22 protein-coding genes are annotated in these 23,716 nt (G+C 32.8%); 1 reads left to right on the top strand and 21 read right to left on the bottom strand.

Going from position 1 to position 23,716, the window contains the following annotated elements; all coding sequences use genetic code 11:
* Positions 1–119: 119 nt before the first annotated feature.
* From KA830_RS07925 to KA830_RS07855, 15 genes are all read right to left on the bottom strand, one after another.
* A complete protein-coding gene (locus KA830_RS07925; RefSeq protein ID WP_145381296.1) occupies positions 120–1,154 on the bottom strand; it encodes a S66 family peptidase in 1,035 nt (344 codons plus the stop codon).
* A 107-nt stretch (positions 1,155–1,261) separates the two neighbouring features.
* Positions 1,262–1,795 carry a glycerol-3-phosphate responsive antiterminator gene (locus KA830_RS07920; RefSeq protein ID WP_046208731.1) on the bottom strand — a complete coding sequence of 178 codons (534 nt, stop codon included), beginning with the start codon at positions 1,793–1,795 and terminating at the stop codon, positions 1,262–1,264.
* Positions 1,796–1,808: 13 nt separating this feature from the next.
* On the bottom strand, positions 1,809–3,770 hold the full coding sequence (gene mutL / locus KA830_RS07915; protein WP_046208597.1) for a DNA mismatch repair endonuclease MutL: 1,962 nt from the start codon (positions 3,768–3,770) through the stop codon (positions 1,809–1,811).
* A gap of 15 nt (positions 3,771–3,785) precedes the next feature.
* Positions 3,786–6,407, bottom strand: coding sequence for a DNA mismatch repair protein MutS (gene mutS, locus KA830_RS07910; RefSeq protein WP_481906240.1), 2,622 nt, complete (start codon positions 6,405–6,407; stop codon positions 3,786–3,788).
* Between the two features lie 433 nt (positions 6,408–6,840).
* Positions 6,841–7,329, bottom strand: coding sequence for an energy coupling factor transporter S component ThiW (gene thiW / locus KA830_RS07905; protein ID WP_046208599.1), 489 nt, complete (start codon positions 7,327–7,329; stop codon positions 6,841–6,843).
* Between the two features lie 34 nt (positions 7,330–7,363).
* Positions 7,364–7,723 carry a YlbF/YmcA family competence regulator gene (locus KA830_RS07900; RefSeq protein ID WP_070812723.1) on the bottom strand — a complete coding sequence of 120 codons (360 nt, stop codon included), beginning with the start codon at positions 7,721–7,723 and terminating at the stop codon, positions 7,364–7,366.
* Positions 7,723–9,264, bottom strand: a complete 1,542-nt coding sequence (gene miaB / locus KA830_RS07895) for a tRNA (N6-isopentenyl adenosine(37)-C2)-methylthiotransferase MiaB (RefSeq protein WP_070658454.1) — start codon at positions 9,262–9,264, stop codon at positions 7,723–7,725. The genes KA830_RS07900 and miaB overlap by 1 nt, the downstream gene beginning before the upstream one ends.
* Before the next feature lie 380 nt (positions 9,265–9,644).
* Positions 9,645–9,941 carry a thiamine-binding protein gene (locus tag KA830_RS07890; protein ID WP_046208602.1) on the bottom strand — a complete coding sequence of 99 codons (297 nt, stop codon included), beginning with the start codon at positions 9,939–9,941 and terminating at the stop codon, positions 9,645–9,647.
* Between the two features lie 83 nt (positions 9,942–10,024).
* Positions 10,025–10,924, bottom strand: a complete 900-nt coding sequence (locus tag KA830_RS07885) for an NAD(P)/FAD-dependent oxidoreductase (RefSeq protein WP_070658451.1) — start codon at positions 10,922–10,924, stop codon at positions 10,025–10,027.
* A 108-nt stretch (positions 10,925–11,032) separates the two neighbouring features.
* Positions 11,033–11,431, bottom strand: a complete 399-nt coding sequence (locus tag KA830_RS07880; protein WP_064209022.1) for an RrF2 family transcriptional regulator — start codon at positions 11,429–11,431, stop codon at positions 11,033–11,035.
* A 68-nt stretch (positions 11,432–11,499) separates the two neighbouring features.
* Positions 11,500–12,123, bottom strand: coding sequence for a poly-gamma-glutamate hydrolase family protein (locus KA830_RS07875; protein WP_046208605.1), 624 nt, complete (start codon positions 12,121–12,123; stop codon positions 11,500–11,502).
* 114 nt (positions 12,124–12,237) lie between these two features.
* Complete coding sequence (locus KA830_RS07870; RefSeq protein ID WP_046208606.1) at positions 12,238–12,861, bottom strand: poly-gamma-glutamate hydrolase family protein; 624 nt, start codon at positions 12,859–12,861, stop codon at positions 12,238–12,240.
* A gap of 144 nt (positions 12,862–13,005) precedes the next feature.
* Entirely contained in the window at positions 13,006–13,872 is an 867-nt protein-coding gene (locus KA830_RS07865) for a 2-oxoacid:ferredoxin oxidoreductase subunit beta (protein WP_046208607.1), read from the bottom strand.
* Positions 13,873–15,633: a 2-oxoacid:acceptor oxidoreductase subunit alpha gene (locus KA830_RS07860; protein WP_204180055.1), complete on the bottom strand. Its 1,761-nt coding sequence runs from the start codon at positions 15,631–15,633 to the stop codon at positions 13,873–13,875.
* A 110-nt stretch (positions 15,634–15,743) separates the two neighbouring features.
* Complete coding sequence (locus KA830_RS07855) at positions 15,744–16,535, bottom strand: TIGR00282 family metallophosphoesterase (protein WP_046208609.1); 792 nt, start codon at positions 16,533–16,535, stop codon at positions 15,744–15,746.
* Between the two features lie 166 nt (positions 16,536–16,701).
* Between KA830_RS07855 and KA830_RS07850 the strand changes: the two genes are divergently transcribed.
* On the top strand, positions 16,702–16,917 hold the full coding sequence (locus tag KA830_RS07850; RefSeq protein WP_046208610.1) for a hypothetical protein: 216 nt from the start codon (positions 16,702–16,704) through the stop codon (positions 16,915–16,917).
* Between the two features lie 403 nt (positions 16,918–17,320).
* On the opposite strand, the gene rny is transcribed toward KA830_RS07850, so the two are convergent.
* From rny to KA830_RS07820, 6 genes are all read right to left on the bottom strand, one after another.
* Positions 17,321–18,880: a ribonuclease Y gene (gene rny / locus KA830_RS07845; RefSeq protein WP_019468711.1), complete on the bottom strand. Its 1,560-nt coding sequence runs from the start codon at positions 18,878–18,880 to the stop codon at positions 17,321–17,323.
* A gap of 331 nt (positions 18,881–19,211) precedes the next feature.
* Complete coding sequence (recA, locus tag KA830_RS07840) at positions 19,212–20,267, bottom strand: recombinase RecA (protein WP_046208611.1); 1,056 nt, start codon at positions 20,265–20,267, stop codon at positions 19,212–19,214.
* A 166-nt stretch (positions 20,268–20,433) separates the two neighbouring features.
* The gene (locus tag KA830_RS07835; RefSeq protein ID WP_064209026.1) at positions 20,434–21,585 is read right to left on the bottom strand and encodes a CinA family nicotinamide mononucleotide deamidase-related protein; all 1,152 of its coding nucleotides are present in this window, start codon (positions 21,583–21,585) and stop codon (positions 20,434–20,436) included.
* Between the two features lie 226 nt (positions 21,586–21,811).
* The gene (gene pgsA, locus KA830_RS07830; RefSeq protein ID WP_046208613.1) at positions 21,812–22,390 is read right to left on the bottom strand and encodes a CDP-diacylglycerol--glycerol-3-phosphate 3-phosphatidyltransferase; all 579 of its coding nucleotides are present in this window, start codon (positions 22,388–22,390) and stop codon (positions 21,812–21,814) included.
* Positions 22,391–22,444: 54 nt separating this feature from the next.
* Positions 22,445–22,837: a helix-turn-helix domain-containing protein gene (locus KA830_RS07825; RefSeq protein ID WP_080937823.1), complete on the bottom strand. Its 393-nt coding sequence runs from the start codon at positions 22,835–22,837 to the stop codon at positions 22,445–22,447.
* Positions 22,838–22,868: 31 nt separating this feature from the next.
* A complete protein-coding gene (locus KA830_RS07820; RefSeq protein ID WP_046208615.1) occupies positions 22,869–23,699 on the bottom strand; it encodes a DUF3388 domain-containing protein in 831 nt (276 codons plus the stop codon).
* Positions 23,700–23,716 lie beyond the last annotated feature (17 nt).

The following is a 23,716-nucleotide window of genomic DNA, read 5'->3' as shown; positions in this document are numbered from 1 at the left end:
TGAACCACCGGTTTAATTACTGTAGAAATCTCCCATTTCTGTTCTAAATATTAACTTGTGTACATCTTACACCGTTGTTGTAAGCGTTGTCAAATACTTTGTAAAAAAGTTGTCACAACTCAAGTTGATATCACACTATTTTCATCAATACTAAATTGACTAGTCAATGGGTCAATTTGTGCCGTTAACCCATAAGGAATCGCATGTTTGGGCTCGTTATGACCAAATGATAAATTATAAAAAACTACCATTTTAGGATTATTGCTTTTTTTAATTATTTTTAATATCTCTCTTTTATAATTTTCATAATATACATTATTAAATGGCTTACCAAAAATCATACCATTCAGGTGATTTAAAATCCCTTGCTTCAGCAATTCCTCTAAATATTTAGCAAACATATCAGGTGTAGGTGTGTCTTCTGAGGTTTCTAAAAATAATATTGCACCATTAAATGCTTCAATTTCAGGAAATATTGATGTATGCATTAAATCAACAAAAGTTTCTAGATTTCCACCTAAAAGGTGTCCGCTCACTTTTTTATTTCCATTTAATATTTCGTATCCTTTTTGTTCTATTTTAGCTCTACATGTATATTTGTTTTGTTTATTCCATTTTAATCCATATGGTCTCATATAAAATGCTGGTTCTATTTTTCCTATTTTATTTGTATTAAACCAACACTTGTTAATATTCTCTACTGTATATGTATCCATTGCTATATTTTCTGCAAAGTCAGTAAGTAATGCCTGACCATAAAAACTAACTATTCCCATTTTATAAAACATCAAATGTACTGTTGTTGTATCTGAATAACCACTGAATATTTTAGGGTTGTTTGCAATTGCTTGGAAATCTACATAAGGTAAAATACGTATCGCATCTTCTCCGCCAATACAACTAATAATAGCTTTAACTTCTTGATCTTTTACTGCTTCATTTAAATCTTTAGCTCTACATTCTGGATGATTGTGAATAAACGCTACACCTTTTAAGGCATTTGGCATTACTTTGACTTTTAAGCCAAATTCATTTTCCAAACGTTGAATGCCTTGTCGAGTTCGCCATAACATATTACTTTCACCTGCTAAACCAGAAGAAAGAGACACAATTGCTACTGTGTCTCCTACTTTCAATTGCTTTGGTTTTATCATTGTCGTCATCCCCTTATACTCGTTCACAACGATTGATTACAAATAAATGAACCAATAATATGGAAATAGTTAAATTTTTATCATTTTAGTGACAATACATGATTCGATTACCATAGTGATCGGTCACTAGTTGTAATATATTTTGCACCATTTGAAACTGCAACATCTACTTCTTCTTTGCTATTTATGAGCCCACCTGCAATTACTGCAGTATTTGTTTCTTCGTTAATGATACGTATTGCTTTAGTAGCAATACCAGGTAAAACTTCCACAAAATCTGGTTCTACACGCTTAATCAATTCGATACTTCTAGATAGTGCATGACTATCTAATACAAACACTCTGAACACGGTTGTAGTATTTAATGATTTTGCTTTATTAATTACTTTTGTCTTAGTTGAAACGATGCCTTTAGGATGATAATTTTGAATGATATATTCACAAGCAAATTCATCATGGCTCATACCTTTGATTAAATCGATATGCATGTATGTTTCAATCTTATTCTTGTTTAATAGACCCATAATACTTTTAACATGTCCGATATGCGCATCTAACATGACACATGCCTTGTAATCGGTCATCGTTAATTTTTCTAAATCTTTCATTGAGCGAACTGCAGGCAAAATATGCGGTTTCAACATGAATTCCTCCTTAGACAATACGTTTAAATAGGCGTTCTAATTCATAATTTGAGAAATTAATAATAATGGGTCTACCGTGTGGACAGGTAAATGGGTCTTCAGTGTCTCTCAATTGATTAACTAAATCTGCCATCTCGTTATTTTTTAGATAGTGGTTAGCCTTGATTGATTTTTTACAGCTCATCATAATCGCAGCTTCTTCACGAATTTTTCTCACGTCAACTTTTTTATGTTCTAATACATATTCGATCATATCCTTGATGATTTCTTCAGCTTCTTCTTTAGGAAACCATACTGGATAGCTATCTACAATGTAATCATGTCCACCAAATGGTTCTAAATGCACGCCTACTTTATCTAATTCATCTTTATATTGATTAATTATCATTAATTCATCTTTTGAAAAATGGAAAGTTAATGGAATCAATAAATTTTGACTTTCATTTACAACATCACCAATTTTTTCTCTGAAATATTCATACTTTATTCTTTCTTGAGCTGCGTGTTGATCAATCATAAACATACCATTTTCATTTTGAGCGATGATGTAAGTGCCATGCACTTGTCCAACAATTTCCATATAAGGTATTCTACGTGTTGGCGAAGCACTCACGCGCCCTTTAATATCTTCTTCACCATTGTCTTGTAAAATGTTATCCGCGGTTGATACTTCGTTATCAGTAGAATCACTACTTGTCGTTTCTAAATCATAAAGCAAATCATTTTGTATTTTCTTATAATCATCATAATCATTTTGTGACTCTTGAATGCCGCTTCGTTCATTATCCGGTTGATTTATATAGGATGTTGAATTGTCTGCACTTGCGTTATTTGCATTATTCACGTTTGGTTCACTTGATTGCTCAACATTTTGCTCAAGGTTATTTTGTTGTTGCCGTTTTTCGAAGTCCATTTTCTGTTGCTCAAATTGGTCTAATACCTTGTTTTTCTTCGTCATTTTATCCATATCATTTTGAGGAATTAAAATACGATCTTTAAATGCTTCACGAATTTTTGTCACAATTAATTCAAAAAGCTGGTCTTCTTTTGATAACCTTACCTCTAGTTTAGTTGGGTGCACATTAACATCTACCAATATCGGATCCATTTCAATGTTGATATAGCATATTGGATAACGACCGACCATTAATAAAGTATGATAGCCCTCTAAAATTGCTTTATTTAATAAGAAGTTTTTAATATATCTGCCATTAATAAAGATAGAAATATAATGCTTATTACTTCTAGAATGTTCTGGCTTTGCAAAATAAGCATCTAAATGATAATCACTTGTATCACCCGTTACATGAACTAGATCTTTTGCAATTTTCATACCATAAATTTCTGCCATGACTTCATTTGTTCTACCTGATCCATTTGTTTTTAATATTGTTTTACCATCAGAAACTAGTGAAATACGAATATCAGGATGACTCATAGCCATACGGTTCACGATATCTGTAATCTTTCCAAGTTCTGTATAGAGACTTTTAATATATTTTAAACGTGCTGGCGTATTATAAAACAATGACTCTACCAAAATATCTGTGCCTCTTTTTGCTTTAGCTGGTTTTCGATTTAAAACTTCCCCATTTTCCACATAAATTTCTTGGCCTTCTTGATTATCTGTACATGTTTTCAATGTCACCTTAGAAACTGAAGAAATACTAGCTAAAGCCTCACCGCGAAATCCTAATGTGCGAATATGGAACAAATCATCATCTGCATCTAATTTACTTGTTGCATGGCGATGGAATACTAAGTCTAAATCATCGATTTCTATACCAGTACCATTGTCAACCACACGTATAGAAGCGACTCCTGATTGTTCAACCTCTATGTTTATTTCTGTCGCTTGAGCATCAATTGCATTTTCCAATAATTCTTTCACAACCGATCCAGGTCTTTCTACTACTTCACCGGCTGCTATTTTATTTGCTAAAGATGTCTGTAATTCTTTTATTTTACCCATTGAATGACCTCACCTCTATTTTAACTGTTTTTGTAATTCACTAAGTTTTACTAGAGCTTCTATCGGTGTCATATTCGATAAATTTAATTGCTTAATTTCAGTCTCTACTTCACTTTGTTCCGCAGGATAATCAAACAAATCAAAAGCTGCTTGTTCAAATTGGTGGCTACTTTGTGCTTGCGTGTCATCGTTATAGCTGTGCTCGTTTTCAGATACAAATGATTTTTCTATCGGCGGTGCTTCCACGCCCGATTTAATAACGTTCATTTGTTCATTTGTCGCTTGTCCATGATTATTATTTTGTTCAAATGCATCTAGAATCACTTGTGCACGTGATATAACTGCTTCTGGTAAATGTGCTAACTTCGCAACTTGGATACCATAACTATCATCGACAGCCCCGTCTTTAACTTTGTGTAAGAAGATAAGCTCACCTTTGTATTCATTTGCTGCAACATGAACATTTTTCAACGAAGGCAACGACTGATCTAATGTTGTTAACTCGTGATAATGTGTAGAGAATAATGTCTTAGCATGAGAAGTATGTGCCACGAATTCAATCATTGCTTGTGCCAATGCTAATCCATCATAAGTAGAGGTTCCCCTACCTATTTCATCAAAAATAATTAAACTATTTTCTGTAGCGTTAGCGAGTGCTTTTTGTGCTTCCAACATCTCAATCATAAATGTACTTTTACCAGAAACTAAATCATCTGCAGCTCCAATTCTTGTAAATATTTGATCAAAAACTGGTAATACAGCTGTTTCACACGGCACATAAGCACCCATTTGTGCCATAATGCTTATGATTGCAACTTGTCTCATATAAGTAGATTTCCCAGACATATTAGGTCCAGTGATTAAATAGATAAACGTATCTTGATCTAAATTACAATCATTTGGCACATAGTCGTTGTGATCCATAACGCGTTCTACAACAGGATGTCTCGAATTTGTTAATTTAAGTGTTTTGTCTTCGCTAAATGCAGGTCTTGCATAATTATATTTTTGTGCTATCTCGGCAAAACTTTGCAAACAATCTAATTCAGAAATAACTTTTGCTTGTTTTTGTAAGCGTTCTGTATATGTCTTTATTTGTTCACGTAATTCAACGAATAATTGATATTCTAATTCAATCGCTTTATCTTCAGCGCCTAATATAATGTCTTCTTTTTCTTTTAATTCATCCGTAATAAACCGTTCTGCATTTGATAAGGTTTGTTTACGATGATAACCATATGCAGAAGGGTCAAAACCTTGCAAGTTGGCTCTTGTAATTTCAATAAAGTATCCAAACACTTTGTTAAAGCTAATCTTCAGTGATTTAATACCAGTGCGTTGACGCTCCTTAGTCTGAAGTTCAGCCAACCAAGATTTACCATTCTTCGATGCTTCTAAATATTCATCTAGCTCCTGATTAAATCCTTTTTTGAATAATCCACCTTCTTTAACAGATATTGGCGGTTCTTCTTTCAAACTATTTTCTAATAATGCTAACAGTTCATCTAAAGGTTCAAGAGCTTTAAATTGCTCAGTAGTTTCTGTATCTAAACGATCTAATAATTGCTTAATATTGGGTATTTCAGAAATTGAATGTTTGAGTTGAATTAGATCTCTAGCATTTACATTACCATAACTCACTCGACCAACTAAGCGCTCGATATCATATACTTGATTAAGATGTTCTCTCAATGTATCTCTCTCTATAAAAAAGTCTATAAATTGCTCAACTGTATCTAGACGTGATTCAATTTGATTTTTGTGGATTAACGGTCTATCAATCCATTGTTTTAATCTTCTTGCACCCATAGGGGTCTTAGTTTCATCCATCAACCATAGCAATGTCCCTTTTTTACTTTTCAGACGAATACTTTCTGTCAATTCTAAATTTCTTTTTGCATAAAAGTCCATTTTCATAAAATCTACTGCTTCATATTTAACAACAGTTTCTATATGAGATAGATCTCGTTTTTGCGTATGAAAAATATAATCAAGTAATAACTGAGTCGCATTGTATAAAGATTGTTCATTACTAGTATTTACTGCATAATGTGCATCTGATATTTCATTCAATACTGTAATCGTTTCAGTTGTTAAACTTATTTGACGTTTTAGTTCTTCATCAATATGCTCATTTACCACGATTTCATTTGGATTAATGGTTGTTATTTCATTTATTAATGTAGCTTGATCGTTAAAGGAAGTTACTTTTAGTTCTCCCGTAGATACATCACAATAACTTAATGCATAACAGTCATTTATTTGTACAAAGCTCAAAATATAATTATTTTGTTTTTCATCTACGCCACCTTGATCCATAACCGTACCTGGCGTAACGATTCTAACAACTTCACGTTTCACCATTCCTTTTGTCTGTCTAGGATCTTCCATTTGCTCACAAATAGCTACTTTATATCCATTATTAATTAATGTTTCAATATAGCCATCTGCTGAGTGGTAAGGTACCCCACACATAGGAATAGGATTTTCTTTTTTAGCATCACGCTTTGTTAATGTAATCTCTAGAACTCTAGAAGCTTCTTTCGCATCTTCAAAAAACATTTCATAAAAGTCGCCTAATCTAAAAAATAATAAACAATCTTGATATTGTGATTTTATTTTTAAATACTGTTGCATCATTGGCGTTTGGTTAGTCATTTAATCTTTCACAATCCTTCTATTAGTTTCTTACTGTTATTTACAATACATTAAATAAACTATTATTTATGTATGTTATATCATTAAATCAGATGGTTGCTCACTTGTTTAACTGATTGCTATTTTTACTTTATAACTAGTTTCTATTCTTATATTATTTCGTACTTTTAAACCATATTTCGATATTTTTATTGTCCATTTAACTCTTAAATTTTAACATAACTTTAGTTTTTACGCTTATGCTTACAAATTAGGATTGATGTAAAATGTTGTCGTTTAACTACTTGATGAATGATATTTATAAAATAAAAAAGATTAAGCTTCATTTGCACATACAATTAATTAATTACAAATCCACATTATAATTAAATCATTGATATGTTAAAAGCAATGAAACTTAACCTTTTCATATTTATAAGAATCGTTTTAAGATGCCTTTTCTTTTCATAACCATTAAAATAACATAACTAATCATTGCACCAATCACACTTGAAGCAATAAAAGCTATCATTAAAGGCTTGACAGCAAAGTTAGCAAAACCTAATACCCAGGCTAATGGTATACACATAATACTACCAATGATGCCTGTACCTATAACTTCACCGATTGCTGCCATAAAAATATGCTTGCGATAAAAGTAAAAACCACTTGCTAATAATACACCTACCATACTTCCAGGAAATGCAAAGAAACTACCGGTACCAAACACCATTCTTAACAGCGAAGAAATAAACGCTTGTGCCAGACCAAACCAAGGCCCCACAAATACCGCACATATCACATTGATTAAATGTTGTATAGGCGCCGCTTTGATAGGCCCAAGTGGTATAACAACAATGCTACTTAACACTACATTTATTGCAATCAATATCGCAGTCAGTGTTAATTTTCTTGTTTTCATATTGCTCATTTCCTTTCTACATATGGATTATGCATTAATCTTTATCTTGTTGAATTTCATTTAAACGGTTTGACATCGTACTAATCATCATTTGCAATAAGTCATTTGCCTGTGCTTGTGATTCTCTAAATTCTTCAACAATAGGTATAATATTGAGGTTTTGCTCGATATCTTGAATTTTATCTTCAGACTGACGCAGTGCCTGCTGTTTACCATAATTTTGTAAATTAACAGACTGTTTCTGCGTTTTTTTCAAGTCTTTCATACGTGTTTCAATATTTTTATTTTGATGAATTTGCTGTTCAATCGCTTGATATTCTTTAACAGTGTCTAATGATTGAATACGTTGACTGAGTTTATCTGCCTCTGCCAATATTTCATCTTTTTCATACATTATTGTGTCACCACTGCTTTTTCACTAACGCCTAAAAACGTACCATTCAATGAAAACTGTTTAGCTTCATCAACTTTTACATCAACAATCTTTCCAATCATTTCTTTAGGTGCTTTAAAATTAACTAGTTTATTTTTATTCGTATAACCTGCAAGTACAGTATCATCTTTCTTACTAGCACCTTCACAAAGAACTTGTACTGTTTGGCCTTCATATTGTGCCATAGCTTGTTCAGAATAATAGGCTACTTTTTTATTTAACTGTTGTAATCTTGCCTTTTTTTCCTCTAATGGTACATTATCTTTCATTTTAGCTGCTGGCGTGCCATCTCTTTGAGAATAAATATACGTATATGCATGTTCAAATGCTACTTCATCATATAAAGTCAATGTTTCTTCAAATTGTTCTGCAGTTTCATTTGGATAGCCTACGATAATATCTGTTGTTAAAGCAACATCAGGTATTTTTGACTTAATACGATTGACTAAATCGAGATAGCTTTCTCTCGTATATTTACGTCCCATAATTTTAAGAACAGCATTATTTCCTGATTGTACGGGCAAATGCACATGTGGAACGATGTTTCCACCGTTAGCAATCACTTCTATCATACGATCGGTGAAATCCCATGGGTGACTCGTAGTGAAACGTACTCTAGGAATATCTATTTTCGAAATATCTTCTAGCAAGTCGCCAAGTCCATATTCTAATCCATCAATATCCTTACCGTATGAATTAACATTTTGACCTAATAGTGTAACTTCTTGATATCCTTGACGAGCTAAATCTCTAACTTCGTCTATAATATCTTGTGGTCTTCTACTACGCTCTTTACCTCGTGTAAATGGCACAATACAGTATGTACAGAATTTGTCACAGCCATACATGATATTAACCCATGCTTTTATATTACCTTTTCTGACTTTAGGTAAATTTTCAATTACATCGCCTTCTTTAGACCAAACTTCTACCACCATTGCTTTTGAGAGATAAGCTTCTTCGAGTATTTCAGGCAGTCTGTGTATATTATGCGTACCAAAAATCATATCCACATTTTGATATGATTTTAATATTTTATTCACGACTGATTCTTCTTGAGACATACAACCGCAAACACCAATAACTGTTTCAGGTTTTTCTTTTTTCAAGTGTTTTAAATTGCCAATCTCGCTAAACACTTTATTCTCTGCATTTTCACGAATTGCACAAGTGTTAATTAAAATAACATCCGCTTCATCGATTTCTTCTGTTGGCTGATAACCTAAAGCACTTAAAATACCTGCCATTACTTCTGTATCATGTGCATTCATTTGGCAACCATATGTTTTTATTAAAAATGTTTTACCTTTACCCATACCACGATATTTTTCATCGATTTGAAAATCACGGTTATAATGTACTTCTTCTTTACCACGTTTACGTGCTTCTTTTAAACTTGGTGGTTGGTATACATGCTCAAAATACTTACTATAATCTTTTGTCTTCTTATCGCGCTCGGCCAAAACATCTATAGAAGTTTGCTTTCTTTGTTCTTCATTCACGCTAACAAAACCCTTTCTATATCATAAAAACTATGAACAAACGCATTAAAATAGATCTTATCTCGCTGTTTTACAATCGAGTCGTTCAAAGTTCTATAACTTTATCTATAATCATTATTTCATTATATTAAATTTAGCAATAAAGTGCAAAAGTCATCTACAATAATGAATGTTGATTTCAAAAGTACATTTTACAATAAAAACCATCTTGATTAAATATACTTTGTCCAATAACAAACATTTTTAATAAAATAATGATACAAAAATAAGGCACTTACGTATCATTTAATAACATTTATTAAATAAACGATGTACCTTATAGTTATGACTTTAATTTCAATTTTACACTATCATAATGCAATACCTTACAAGAAAACTACTTAGATTTCATCATATTTTCCAGTTAATGTTTCAATCGTTATACCTTCTGGAACATGATAAAATTTCACTTGACTGATAGTACTTGGTATTTCTAGTTCTACCATTCGCTCATTAAGCTTTTGGATTAATATTAAACATTCATTCATCTCACCTTGTACAGTTGTTTCTAAAGGTCCAACGCGATATTCCAAACCAGAATCATCGATCACTTGAATTGCTTCATCTACGTAAGGTATAACATCTTCACCATTAGCAGTTTTAGGAATAATTTGTACACTCATTAAAGTATCATTCATACTTGTTCAACCCCTTAAATTTTACTTACCTTCAGTTTACCAAAACATTAACTTAAGGTATAGAAATCGAAAGCTTTGTTTATTTATTGATAGGTTTCGTTTATAAGTGACATCATCATATTTTTAGCAACGTTACCACCATTTGAAGCCGCATCGATTAATTGGCTAGGAAAATTGTCCTTAGTCTCTCCAGTTACATATAATCCATTAATATTTGTTTCTCCATATGGTGATGATTTGATTTTGCCCTGTTCATCACGTTCTAACAATATATTATTTAGAAAATTGAATTCGGTATCCCACCCCATTTGTGTAAATGCACCTTCTATTTTTATGACACTACCATCTTCTAATTCGACTCCTTTTAATTGTCCCTGCTCTCCTAATAGTTTTTTGATTGTTGTTGAACAGACCTCAATATGATGTTGTTCTAAAAATTTAATTGCCTCTGGTTCTAACGTTTCAATACCATTAGTAAATACAGTGATTTTTTTCGAAAAATTTCTCAATAATTTAACAATGTGTATTACATCTTTATCAGAGTAAAATACGCCTAATTGAGTATGTTTCATTTCAAAGCCATCACACCAAGGACAATAAAATACCGTTTTACCGTAAAAGGATTCAATATTATTTATTTTAGGTAAATGTTCTCTAACACCTGTAGCAACAAGTATTTGCTTGGCTGTATAGGATTTTGATGCTGTTGATACTTTAAATCCGGATTCAATTTGTATAATATCTACGACCCTTGCATTCACTATGGATACATCTTTGTATTTGGAGACATCTTCTATAGCTTGTTGTTTAAATTTTTGTGGCGAAATACCATCTTGCGTTAAATAACCATGTGATAATTGAGTAACTTTATTTCGTGGTTTATCTTCATCGATGACTAATGTATGCATCATTCCTCTACCAAAATTCAATGCAGCGCTCATACCTGCTGGGCCACCGCCTATGACAATTACTTCATATTCCATCATTCCACTCCTTTTAATTACACGTCTATTAAAGACTTTTAATATCTATAATAGTTTTAAAAAAGTGTATAGAAATAGTTTATGCTTTGCTATTTCTATACTATAAAATTATTTAACTACAGGTTTTAGCAGACTCGATAGTTTCTTTTGCTTCAAAGTTGTTACCAAAGTTGTTTCAGCATCTTCCATTATAGCTTTGATAGGACAGCCTTCATCATGATTAAAAGTGTCTTCTAATAAACTTTGCTCCCCATCTATCGTAACAATGACTTCATAGATAGATACTGAATCCCATCCATTCTTTAATTGATATCCGCCTTTAGCACCACTACTAGCAGAAATGATATTACGCTTAACTAAACGTGTCATTACTTTTGATAAATAAGTTGTAGAAACACCTAAAACTGATGCTAAGTCTTGTACAGGAATCTTTTTTTGATCACCTTGATTATTAATCATAAATAACAGTGCATGTAAAGCATAATCAGTCGCCTTTGAAAATTTCATAAATTTATCATCTTCCTATTATAGATATAATAAATCTATAATAACTTATTTGTTTTTCTTTTTCAATATTACACTAAATTTTTAGTAGCATTAATAATTGCATCTGCAAAATCATACATAAACTGAGCCCAGTTACTACTGTTCTCTCTACTTTTTTTATTATAACGTTCATTTTCAAACAATTTCTTTCTTATTCCTGAGGTTAACTCGAGTTGGACACCTTTCTCAGTTTTACAGCAATTTACAATATTGTCATCATGCGCACCAGACATATGTGACGGGGCTTGTCTGACAATTATCCCTAATTTTTCAAATTCTGCCGTCATCTCATCCATTAATTGCTCATCCTTACCACCCATATAAACAATTTCATCTTCACCTTTACAGCCATGTATCGCGATGGCATATTGATTATTTGCAATCATTTTCATTAATTTAGGTTCATCATAATGTCTGGACGTCACATGTAATTCTGCATTACCTTTTGTTCTAATTGCTTTAAACGTAAAGTAGTCAAAACCACCTTTTTCAGCTGTTAATTCCGCCAATTCGGTAGTAGCAGGTTCTATTGCTCCGCCATGAATTGCAGTTATGATAACATTGCTATTTCGGTCAATTGAATTAATAATCCAATCCGTATTTTCCTCCGTTAGCTGCATTAATTCCGTCATAGATTTAAATCGATCAGCCATTGATTATCCCCCTCTATTTTATATGTACACTTTTTGTATACCACATTTTAGCGTCCATTATTTTAAATCACTGTTAAGTTTTTGATAATTTATTAACTCAATTTTTACAGTTAACTATTGCTGATTATTGATTGCTTTAATCATTGCTTTTGAAAACGCTTCTAAATAGGTTGACCAGTTCGAACGATTTTCTCGGTCATTTAAATTAAATTTTTTATTAACAAAACAATGCTTCCTAAAGTTAACAGTCAATTCTAACTGTACCCCCATACCTTTTTGACCACAATTCACAAAGTTATCCTGTTGTTTACCAGAAATATGAGAAGGTGCATCCTTTGTAACGATTCCTGTTTCATTTAACGTTTGTTTTATCTGCGTAATTAGTGCTTTATCTCTACCACCGATATACACTTCATTTTTCTTACCCATGCAACCATGTATAGATATAACTTGAGCATGTTCAGTCACAATCTTTTGTAATTTTGGCTCATCAAAATGAATTGAAGTTACATGAAGTTCATTGTTTTTATTTTTTCTTACACCTTTAAAACTATAAAAACTATAATTACCTGTTTCACTTAAATGTTGTGCAACTTCAGTAGTTCCTCTTTCTATAGCACCGCCATGGACAGCAGTAATAAGTACTGGTGAATCTCTTTCACACGTTTGAATTTCCCAATCTTTATCTTCATTTGTGTAAGTTAATAATTCCGTCATTGTTTCAAAGTAATCAACCATATCTCTCTAACCTTCCATTTTTCGTATATAAATATAAAACTAGCTGATTCACAAATATAAAACAATGATTTTTTCTATGAAAATCATCTTTTGTGATCAGCTAGTTATTTTACGCTATTGATTCTTATTTAAGTAGATAAACGCTTATACAAACTGCTTTGTTAAGTCTTTAAATTGTTGTTCATCAAGGTGAATATCTTTTTTGGCTAATGCTGTACCTTCTATTTCTTCAATTTGAGATTCATAAGAAGGTGTTTCCGTGTCTTGATATACAATGCCTTTAAGTAATGAATTATACTCTAAAACCTTTTGAGTAGCTTTTTGTTTGTCGGTCGCATCAAAATCTTCAATTTCATCAATACTTGTAAGATTTTCTTTAAACCAATCATAAGTGTTGACTTTATTATATGTTACACATGGAGAGAATACGTTAACAAATGAAAAACCGTCATGGTTAATTGCATCTTCCAACATTTTAGTTAATCCTTTAATATCACTAGAAAAACCTTGTGCAACAAATGTAGCACCTGAAGACAACGCAAGTTCTAATGGCGCAACATTTTTTTCAATATTACCTTTAGGCGTAGATTTAGTCACAAACCCTTGTGCTGATGAAGGTGATGTTTGTCCTTTAGTTAAACCATAGATTTGGTTATCCATCACTATATATGTCATGTTCATATTTCTACGCAACGCATGGATCGTATGTCCCATACCAATCGCATACCCATCACCATCACCACCAGAGGCAATTACGGTCAAGTCTTTATTAGCCATTTTCACGCCTTGTGCTAATGGTAATGAACGACCATGGATCCCATGTACACCGTATGAATTAACATAACCTGATAAGCGGCCTGAACACCCGATACCTGTTATAATTGCAACTTCTTCAGGTTCTAGCCCAACATTTGCAGCTGCTTTTTGAATAGCTGCTTGAACAGAGAAATCTCCACAACCTGGGCACCAATTGGGCTTCACATTATTTCTAAAATCTTTAAATGTTGCCACTTATACCAACTCCTTTAAATTTTTGGCAATTTCTAATCCTTTGGCTTCTATTTCATTTGGTAAGAATGGCGTACCATCATATTTCGTTTGATTAATTAATTTATCTCCAACGTTCACATTCATTTTTAATATATTAGAAAGTTGTCCTTGATAGTTATGTTCCACAACGACAACTTTTGAAGCTTTATCAACCGCTTCTTGTATCGTTTTGCTTGGGAAAGGATGTAGTTGTCTGATTTGTAAATGATTAACCTTCAATCCTTGTTGCTCTAACCTTTCTTTACCTTCTTGAATCGCACCTTTAGTAGAGATGAAACCTAAATAAAGTATGTCTGCTTCATCATGGACTGCATTATTTTCTACAGGTTGATTGATCAATAGATGTTCTGTTTTTCGCATCCGTTTATCCATTTGCTGTTGTCTGTTATCAGCTGCTTCACTTGTCTTACCTTCTTCATTATGTTCCACACCTGTGACATGGTGGATGCCCCCTTTAACTCCAGGGATTGGTCTTGGAGAGACCCCACTTTCAGTCAACGCATATCGTTTGAAGTATGTTTTATCATCTTCATCTCTTTCTATATCTGATTGAATCGTTTCTCCTCGGTTTATTTCAATTTTATTATAATCTAATGATTCTACAGTTTGTTTACCTAATGACAATTGTAAATCACTTAAAATAATGACCGGGCATTGATACATTTCAGCAAGATTGAAAGCTTCTATCGTAAGGTAAAATGCATCTTCAGCATCTGTTGGTGCTACAACTATTTTAGGTATATCTCCATGCGTACCGTAGATCATTTGCATAAGGTCTGATTGTTCTTGCTTGGTAGGCAATCCAGTGGACGGACCGCCGCGTTGTGTATTGATTACAACAAATGGCGTTTCCGTCATACCAGAAAGGCCAATTGCTTCCATCATGAGTGAAAGACCAGGACCAGCGCTCGCTGTAAATGCACGTACACCAGCATAGTTAGAGCCTATTGCCATATTTGCCGCAGCGATTTCATCTTCAGTTTGTACAACAGTACCCCCAACTTTGGGTAAATTTTCAATCATATATTCCATGATTTCAGATGCTGGTGTAATAGGATAAGCTGCCATAAATCGAGAACCAGCTGACAACGCACCTAGACCTATCGCATCGTTACCAATCATATATAGATGTGGTGTGTCTTCTGTTTTTTCTAAAACAAAATCACCATCAATATGACTTAATTGTTCGTTCATTAAACGGTAACCTTCATTCAATGCTTCAATATTCATTTCTACAACTTTATCACCTTTTTTAGTAAACATATTGGTGATAAGTGTCTCAAAATCTGAAATGTCTAAGTTCATTACTGCACATGTCGCTCCAACCGCGACCATATTTTTCATTAAAGTAGTGCCTAATTCTTTCGCAGTGGCAGTAAAAGGTAGCGCAACCAATTGTGCGTCACAATGTTCAGGTTTTTCTGGTTTAGCTTTACTATCAGCAATAATCACACTGTCTTTACGCATCTCATGGTGGTTCACTTCAATTGTTTCTTGATCAAATGCGATTAATATATCTAAATCATCACTAATTGCATGTACTGGTGATGTTGATACTCTAATTTTATTATTTGTATGACCGCCTTTGATTCTACTTGAAAAATGACGATACCCATATAAGTAGTATCCTTTACGGTTCATAGCAGTGGCAAAGATTTCACCTGTTGATTCGATACCTTCCCCTTGTTGTCCGCCCACTTTCCATGATACTTGAGATTTCATATCATCTAGCCTCCTAGTGGTTATAATAATTCATATTTCATCATACCAAAACAAACCACGCTTTTACTATGAAAAGAGCGGTTTATTTTAAAATTCATACTAATGGACGATTATTTAAAAGGATGGTCATCATTGATAAGGATACGTTCGATACGTTTTGTTTTACCATCTTTGTTTAAATCTATAATCACACCTGATAATACACTACGACCTTCATCAGGAACAACATGTCTTTGTGGTAAGCTTGTGATAAAACGCGTAATCACCTCTTCACGATTAATACCAAGAATACCATCATAGTATCCTGTCATACCTACATCTGTTATATATCCTGTGCCTCCAGGTAATATTCTTTCATCTGAAGTTTGGATATGTGTATGCGTGCCGACAACAGCACTAACTCTATTATCTAAATACCATCCCATTGCATTTTTTTCTGAAGTCGTCTCAGCATGAAAGTCAACAAAGATATAATCTGTTTCTTTTTTTGCTTCAGTTACTAACGCATCAGCTTTTTTAAATGGATCATCAATATCTTGCATAAATGCTCGTCCCTGTAAATTAATGATAGCCAATTTGATTTCGTTAATTTGAATGTAGCGCATACCAACACCAGGTGCTTCATCCGGAAAATTGGCCGGGCGAACCATACGATTGGCATTTTCTATAAAATCATAAATTTGTCGTTGACCATATGTATGATTACCCATTGTCATAAAATCAACGCCTTCTCTTAATAAAGATTTGTATATTTTTTCAGTCAAACCTTTACCATGTGCTGCATTTTCTGCATTTACGATTGTAACCGTAGGTTTATAAGTTTGTTTCAACTTGGGCAAATAGTTTGAAATAGCTTCTCTACCTATTTTACCAACAATATCCCCAATAAATAAAATTCTCATTTACGTGTCATCCTCTCTTACTGTTAGTTTAATTGAAATTAGCGATGATGAAAAGGCTCTTTAATAAATATTCATAAACATTACTTTGTTTTAAATTTATGATTGGTGGTAATATTTATATTATAGTTATGTATCATTTCAAAAAAATAGGAGTTGTATGTAAGATATGTCAATTAATATTGATCCACAACATTTTGCTGATTTAGTTGTTTCTGCAAACCCTTCAAATAGTGACAATCCGGAGGAGATTGCTAAAGATAGCTTGGAGTTATATATCAATGCTTATAGACTTGCTGAAAGATATGCCAATATCTCCACGAATTGTTATGACACTGCCGAAGTAATTAAAGAATTAAGTAAAGTAGATTTAGAATTAAAATAACTTAACGTAATTCACAGTAATAAAAGAGACTGAAGTATAGTGTTTAGTTTCAAAACAAAGGAGTCTGGGGAACATTATTGTTCATCCTAGACTCCTTTGTTTTTTTCCAGATTTCTAACCTAGTCTTTTGAATTAAAGCATGTACGAGTGTGATTGTGCTGTAATATGGTTTACATAATCCGATCTTGCAATAGCTCTCACAAATAAATCATTCTATCCAATCCAAGTGTCAGCTGTTACGAGTGAAATATGTTAAATCGAAAAAGGGTGAAGTTAACCACAATGTATTTTTACTTTAACTATACTTCTTAATAATATCGGTTTTACAAACTAAAAATAACCGCTAGTAAAATTTTACATCTCTACTAGCAGTTATTCCGTAACTTAATTAAGTTCTTATTTATTATTTTGCGTATTCAATTGCTCTAGTCTCACGAACAACTGTCACTTTTATATGGCCAGGATATTGAAGTTCATCTTCAATCTGACTCTTAATATCTCTTGCTAAGCGGTGTGACTTTAAGTCGTCGATAGTTTCTGGTGATACGATAACTCGAATTTCTCTACCAGCTTGGATTGCAAATGCTTTTTCAACACCATCATAACTTTCTGAGAGTGTTTCTAGTCTTTCTAACCTTCTAATATAATTTTCTAGGGTCTCTTTACGAGCACCTGGTCTTGCAGCTGATAGTGCATCTGCTGCTGCAACTAATATAGAAATAATAGAAGTTGGTTCTACATCACCGTGATGTGAATGTATAGCATTTAATACTGTTTCACTTTCAGCGTATTTTTTAGCTAATTCTACACCAATTTCAACGTGACTGCCTTCAACTTCATGGTCGATAGCTTTACCAACATCATGAAGTAGTCCAGCACGTTTGGCTAATGTAACATCTTCTCCTAATTCAGCCGCTAACATGCCGCTTAAATGGGCAACCTCTATAGAATGTTTTAACACATTTTGACCATAGCTAGTACGATATTGTAAACGACCTAGAATTTTAACTAAATCTGGATGCATATTATGCACATTAATTTCAAATGTTGCTTGTTCACCAGCATCTCTTATAATATCGTCAACTTCTTTTCGAGCTTTTTCAACCATATCTTCAATTCTTCCAGGATGGATACGTCCATCTGAAACAAGATTTACTAATGCAGTTCTTGCAATTTCGCGTCTAATTGGGTCAAAACCTGATAGAATAACTGCTTCTGGTGTATCATCTATAATTAAATCAATACCAGTTAACGTTTCTAACGTTCTTATATTTCTACCTTCTCTACCAATAATTCGACCTTTCATTTCGTCATTTGGTAAATTAACAACTGATACTGTAGATTCTGAAGTATGCTCTGCAGCTAACCGTTGTACAGTAGTTGCTAATAATTCTTTTGCATTTTTATCGACTGCTTCTTTTGCTTCTTTCTCTTTTTCCTTAACAAGTATTGCAATATCATGTGACAATTCTTCCTCGACTCTTTGAAGTTGTTCGTTAGCAGCTTCTTCTTGAGTGAGACCAGAGATGCGTTCTAATTCTTGTTCATGCTTATTTATTAATGACTGAACACTACTCTCTTTTGCATCTACTTGTTGTTGTCGTTCTTCAAGTTTAGACTCTTTTTGCTCTAAAATCTCATCCTTTTTATCTAAAAGATCAGATTTTCGCTCTAAGTTTTCTTCTTTTTGAAGAAGTCGTGCTTCTTGCCTTTGAAGATCACCGCGTCTTTCACGAAGTTCATTTTCACTTTGCTCTTTTAAGATTTGATTCTCTTCTTTAGCTTCAAGGAGCTTTTCCTTCTTAATATTCTCTGCTTCTTTATTACCATGTTCGATAATATCTTCTGCAGTTTGTCTTGCTTGTAATTGCTTTTGATGCAATATATTTCGGGCAATAATATACCCTACAACAACTCCGAGAATAATACCTAGCAAAATGAGTAGGAGGTTTAATAAATTCACACAAACACCCCCTTTTTCTAGGATTTTGCTCTGTATATCAAATTCAATATGATTATATGAAGTTATATAAGAATCATACAATGTAATTGTACGGTTTCAAACTAAGAAGTGTCAAGGTGTGCAACTACATTAATTAAATATTTGAATAGCTTCTTTTACATTAAAATAGTTACAGTTACTGCTATTGCTTATTTCTTGTTGTTTTTTCATCATAAAAAATTTTTATTTAATAATTTTGAACCTATATGCAATCACAAAAAAATAAGTATGTATTTATAAATACATACTTATTTTATAAGGAAAACTATTATATTTTAATTTAAATTATAAGTTACTCATCTTTTTCATCAAAAAGTGTAGCTGGTGCATCTTCTTCCTCTTTTTCATCTACGTCACCATCAAAAATACCAAGTTTTTCTCGCAATTTCTGATCGATTTCTTGTTTAACTTTTGGATTTTCTTTTAAATATAATTTAACGTTTTCTTTACCTTGACCCATACGCTCACCATTATATGAATACCAAGCACCCGATTTATTAACGATTTCATTTTCTACACCAAGGTCTATGAGCTCTCCTTCTTTAGAGATACCTTTTCCGTACATCATATCAACTTCAGCCACTCTAAATGGAGGTGCTACTTTGTTTTTTACCACTTTGATTTTTGTTCTGTTACCAACAATTTCTTGACCTTGTTTCAACTGTTCAGCACGACGAACTTCTAAACGTACAGAACTATAGAATTTTAATGCACGTCCACCTGGTGTCGTTTCAGGATTACCAAACATAACGCCAACTTTTTCACGAATTTGGTTTATAAATACAGCAGTTGTATTTGATTTAGAAATAGCACCAGACAATTTACGTAATGCTTGTGACATTAAACGTGCTTGTAAACCGACATGTGTATCGCCCATTTCGCCTTCAATTTCAGCCTTCGGTGTTAACGCAGCTACTGAGTCGACAACGACGATATCAACCGCACCACTTCTAACAAATGCTTCAGCGATTTCTAAACCTTGCTCACCATGATCTGGTTGAGATAAGTATAAGTTTTGAATATCAACACCTAATGCTTCTGCATAAACAGGGTCTAAAGCATGTTCAGCATCAATAAATGCAGCGATACCACCATTTTTTTGTACCTCGGCTATGGCATGTAATGCAACTGTTGTTTTACCAGAACTTTCTGGCCCATATATTTCTATGATTCTACCTTTAGGGTAACCACCAACTCCTAATGCGTTATCTAGTGTTACCGAACCACTTGATACACTAGAAACTTTACGTGCTTCATTATCACCAAGTTTCATTACTGCACCTTTACCAAATGATTTTTCCATATTTTTAATTACTGTATCTAAAGCTTTTTGACGATCATTATCCAAAACACTGGACCTCCTAAATGAGATTTATCTCTGAAAAATATCTTAACCATACTATACATTGATTTAAAGTATTCTGCAAGCATTTTGCGAATATTTGTTCGCTACTAATAGAACAATTCTTCACAAAAAGGGAACGTACGTACTAATCATTGTTTGTTTTGAATTATTAATTTTTTTCTCTAAAGTAGTTTAATAATCTAATCAATGAATAGTTTTGTGATCTTTTTTTTATTAAATTTCTATTCTTCGTCATTTTAAATGATTTAATGGTTAGGTATTCGTTTTCTAAAATACCTAAGTATACTGTACCATTTTCATGTAATAATGAAATACCAATTTCAGCATTATACAAATCTTTGACGATACGGCATGAAATTAGTAATTGATGCTCCATATCCTCTTTAGAATTTATAAACTGTTGGTGATGGGGTAACATACCAAATAGCTTATTTGAATAATCATGATCTTTCATTCTAGAATATAATTCGCCATCTGTTACACCATCATAGATTGCAAATGATTGTTTCATATGTGCTAAAAAGGATGATTCTATGGAATTATCATCTGACCCGTAATAATATTTACCTATACGTGACAGGATTTCTTTTTTTACTGGTGCTATTAGTGCTTCACACTCTTGTTTAGAGTTACCATTCGCCGTCAGTCTTATATTAACTTCATGCGTACCAGCTAATGGTGCAATAGTAGGATTTGTTTGATTATCTATCAAATCAATTAAAATAGTTTCAACTTTAGATTCACCTATCCCTGCAAAACGCAATAATTCTGAAAAAATAATACCTTCTCCAGTTAAAAAATATGGTAATAAGCCATCTTTTGCCATCGGTTGCATTTCTTTAGGTGGACCAGGCAATAGAGCGATGTGTTTATCGTTATATTCAATCAGCATACCTGGTGCCATACCTACTTTATTTTCTAAAACTGTTGCACCTTCAATGACTAGTGCTTGTTGTTTATTGTTCGGAGTCATTTCAACATTTTGATCTTTAAAATAATGCTCAATATACATCAATGACTTTTCATCCGTTACTAAATTGCGATCTAATATTTGAGCTACCGTATGCTTTGTTAAATCATCTTTAGTAGGTCCTAATCCACCAGTAAGAATAACAGCATCATATTGTTCCAATGATGAATGTATTGCTCTTTCAAGTCTATTAGGATTATCTCCTACTACAGTGTGTTCTACAACACTATGTCCTATATCATTAAATAATTTTGATAGATATTGACCATTGGTATTTGCAATTTGACCCAGCAATAATTCAGATCCAACTGCTATAATTGATATATTCACACTTTCCCCTCCTTGTCCGAAAGAAAAATTTCGCTATTTAATTTGTTAAACTTATTATTTATATTATAAATCCAATTCTATTTAAAAACTAAAATTTCGTTTGAAGATTATTCTGTCTTAATTAATAACGATTCTGTATCAAGATATACTATTTTAACAAAAAAACTGGAAAGGTGCTTAAAAACACTTTCCAGTTGAATTCATGTTTGCCAGAACCAAACTCATATTATTTAGCCTTAAATACATCTCTACCTTTATAAAAGTATTCAATACCAGATAGAATCGTAAAGAATACCCCTATGTATAATAGCACCTGACCTATTGGAAAACCAATCCATGTAGCTAATGGGTCGCCTAGTAAAATCCATACTAACGCAATCATCGTAACCGCCGTTTTAATTTTACCTAATTGGCCTGCTGCGCTTACAAAACCTTGTTCGATTTGTAATAAACGTAACCCTGTAACCGCAAATTCACGTGCAATAATAATAATCGCAACCCATGAGTTTGTTAACCCAATTTCAACAAGAGCAATCAAAGCACTTGAAACGAGTAATTTATCTGCTAATGGGTCTAAAAATTTACCCATATTTGTAACAAGCTGCCATTTTCTTGCTAAGTAACCATCTGCAAAGTCACTTAACGAAGCAACAATAAAGATAATACCACTAATCAATAATTCAATTCTAATTTCATATCCACCAATAAAAGTTACATTACCAAAACCAAAATCTACTAAAGCGAATAATAGAAATACTGGAATTAATATAACTCTAAAGACAGTTATCCAATTCGGAATATTCATTTCAAATCCTCATTTCTATATATATAACTTACAACAAAACTACAATAACATTTTTTATAAAAATAATACCGCTAATATCCACAGTATGGCAGTGATAATAATCACTAGACTTATTACTACTGCTAACTGCAGAGGTTCTTTGTTTTTACTACGATAAGTAGGTTGATGATCTGAAGAAAAAGCATCAATCGTTTCTTTCAAATTGTTATCATGATTAGGAATTTCATCTCTATGTGCATGAATAAGCTGTTCAGCATCAATATTTACAGCCTTTGCATATTTGCGAATAAAACCTTCTACATAATCTGCATTTTTAAGGGACTCAAAATCATTATTTTCAATGAGTGTTAAAGCTTGGCGTTTGATTTCTGTTCGGTTTTCTAATTCTGTTAATGTCATACCTAATCTTTCGCGACGTCCTTTTAAAGTTTGACCAACTAAACTCACGATGTTAGTCCTCCTCATCCATTATCTTTTACTATTCAAAAAATCCAAAACCACCACCGAAAACATCGTCACCGAAATCAAGATTATTTTTACTTTTTACGGTATGTTTTTTCATTTCTTCATAATGGATTTCTTGATTTTTATTTTCTCTTAGCTCAATGATATAATCAAAGTCACTCATCTCATAATCACTAGTTTCCACAAATAAATCTGGATGTTCTACAACTTTAATCGCTGGTAAGCTCATAACTTCTTTCACTAATTCTTGATGTTTTTGGTTAGATTCTCTGGCTGTAACCGCACCATCAATAATATAGACATGATCAGAATCATACTCACCTTTGATGAGCGAACTACGAACAGTTTGTTTAATTAGCGTAGAACTAATAAATAGCCAACGCTTATGGGCACAGACACTACCAGCAACAATCGATTCAGTTTTACCTACTCTAGGCATACCTCTAATACCGATTAATTTATGCCCTTTTTCTTTAAATAATTCGGCCATAAAATCTACTAATAAACCTAAATCTTCTCTTTCAAAACGAAATGTTTTTTTATCAGCAGCATCTTGTTCTATGTATCTACCATGTCGTACAGCCAATCGATCTCGTAATTCTGGTTTACGCAATTTAGTAATAGAGATGTCATCAATTTCACTAACGATATTTTCAAATCTACTAACTTTTTCAAGGTTATCTGATTTAATTAATAGACCTCTTCTGCCTTCGTCAATGCCATTTATTGTAACAATACTAATACCCATCATACCTAATAAACTGGAAACGTCACCTAATAATCCAGCCCTGTTCATTGTAATTTCATATTCTAAATACCATTCTTTTTTTGTAGCAACTGTCATGGCATATACACCCCTTA

This window comes from Staphylococcus sp. GDY8P119P (assembly GCF_017892075.1).
Taxonomy (GTDB): Bacteria; Bacillota; Bacilli; order Staphylococcales; family Staphylococcaceae; genus Staphylococcus; species Staphylococcus ureilyticus.
The sequence above is the reverse complement of the archived record's forward strand: the minus strand, read 5'-3'. Positions and strand labels throughout refer to the sequence as shown.

Excerpts from the sequence above, each read along its gene's own strand:
- KA830_RS07820 (WP_046208615.1), bottom strand. The coding sequence starts at position 23,699 with ATGACAGTTGCTACAAAAAAAGAATGGTATTTAGAATATGAAATTACA.
- mutL (WP_046208597.1), bottom strand. The coding sequence starts at position 3,770 with ATGGGTAAAATAAAAGAATTACAGACATCTTTAGCAAATAAAATAGCA.
- KA830_RS07880 (WP_064209022.1), bottom strand. The coding sequence starts at position 11,431 with ATGAAATTTTCAAAGGCGACTGATTATGCTTTACATGCACTGTTATTT.
- KA830_RS07900 (WP_070812723.1), bottom strand. The coding sequence starts at position 7,723 with ATGTATGAAAAAGATGAAATATTGGCAGAGGCAGATAAACTCAGTCAA.
- KA830_RS07850 (WP_046208610.1), top strand. The coding sequence starts at position 16,702 with ATGTCAATTAATATTGATCCACAACATTTTGCTGATTTAGTTGTTTCT.
- KA830_RS07925 (WP_145381296.1), bottom strand. The coding sequence starts at position 1,154 with ATGATAAAACCAAAGCAATTGAAAGTAGGAGACACAGTAGCAATTGTG.
- KA830_RS07870 (WP_046208606.1), bottom strand. The coding sequence starts at position 12,861 with ATGGTTGATTACTTTGAAACAATGACGGAATTATTAACTTACACAAAT.
- thiW (WP_046208599.1), bottom strand. The coding sequence starts at position 7,329 with ATGAAAACAAGAAAATTAACACTGACTGCGATATTGATTGCAATAAAT.
- mutS (WP_481906240.1), bottom strand. The coding sequence starts at position 6,407 with ATGCAACAGTATTTAAAAATAAAATCACAATATCAAGATTGTTTATTA.
- pgsA (WP_046208613.1), bottom strand. The coding sequence starts at position 22,390 with ATGAATATTCCGAATTGGATAACTGTCTTTAGAGTTATATTAATTCCA.
- KA830_RS07860 (WP_204180055.1), bottom strand. The coding sequence starts at position 15,633 with ATGAAATCTCAAGTATCATGGAAAGTGGGCGGACAACAAGGGGAAGGT.
- KA830_RS07875 (WP_046208605.1), bottom strand. The coding sequence starts at position 12,123 with ATGGCTGATCGATTTAAATCTATGACGGAATTAATGCAGCTAACGGAG.
- KA830_RS07885 (WP_070658451.1), bottom strand. The coding sequence starts at position 10,924 with ATGGAATATGAAGTAATTGTCATAGGCGGTGGCCCAGCAGGTATGAGC.
- KA830_RS07890 (WP_046208602.1), bottom strand. The coding sequence starts at position 9,941 with ATGAATGATACTTTAATGAGTGTACAAATTATTCCTAAAACTGCTAAT.
- KA830_RS07855 (WP_046208609.1), bottom strand. The coding sequence starts at position 16,535 with ATGAGAATTTTATTTATTGGGGATATTGTTGGTAAAATAGGTAGAGAA.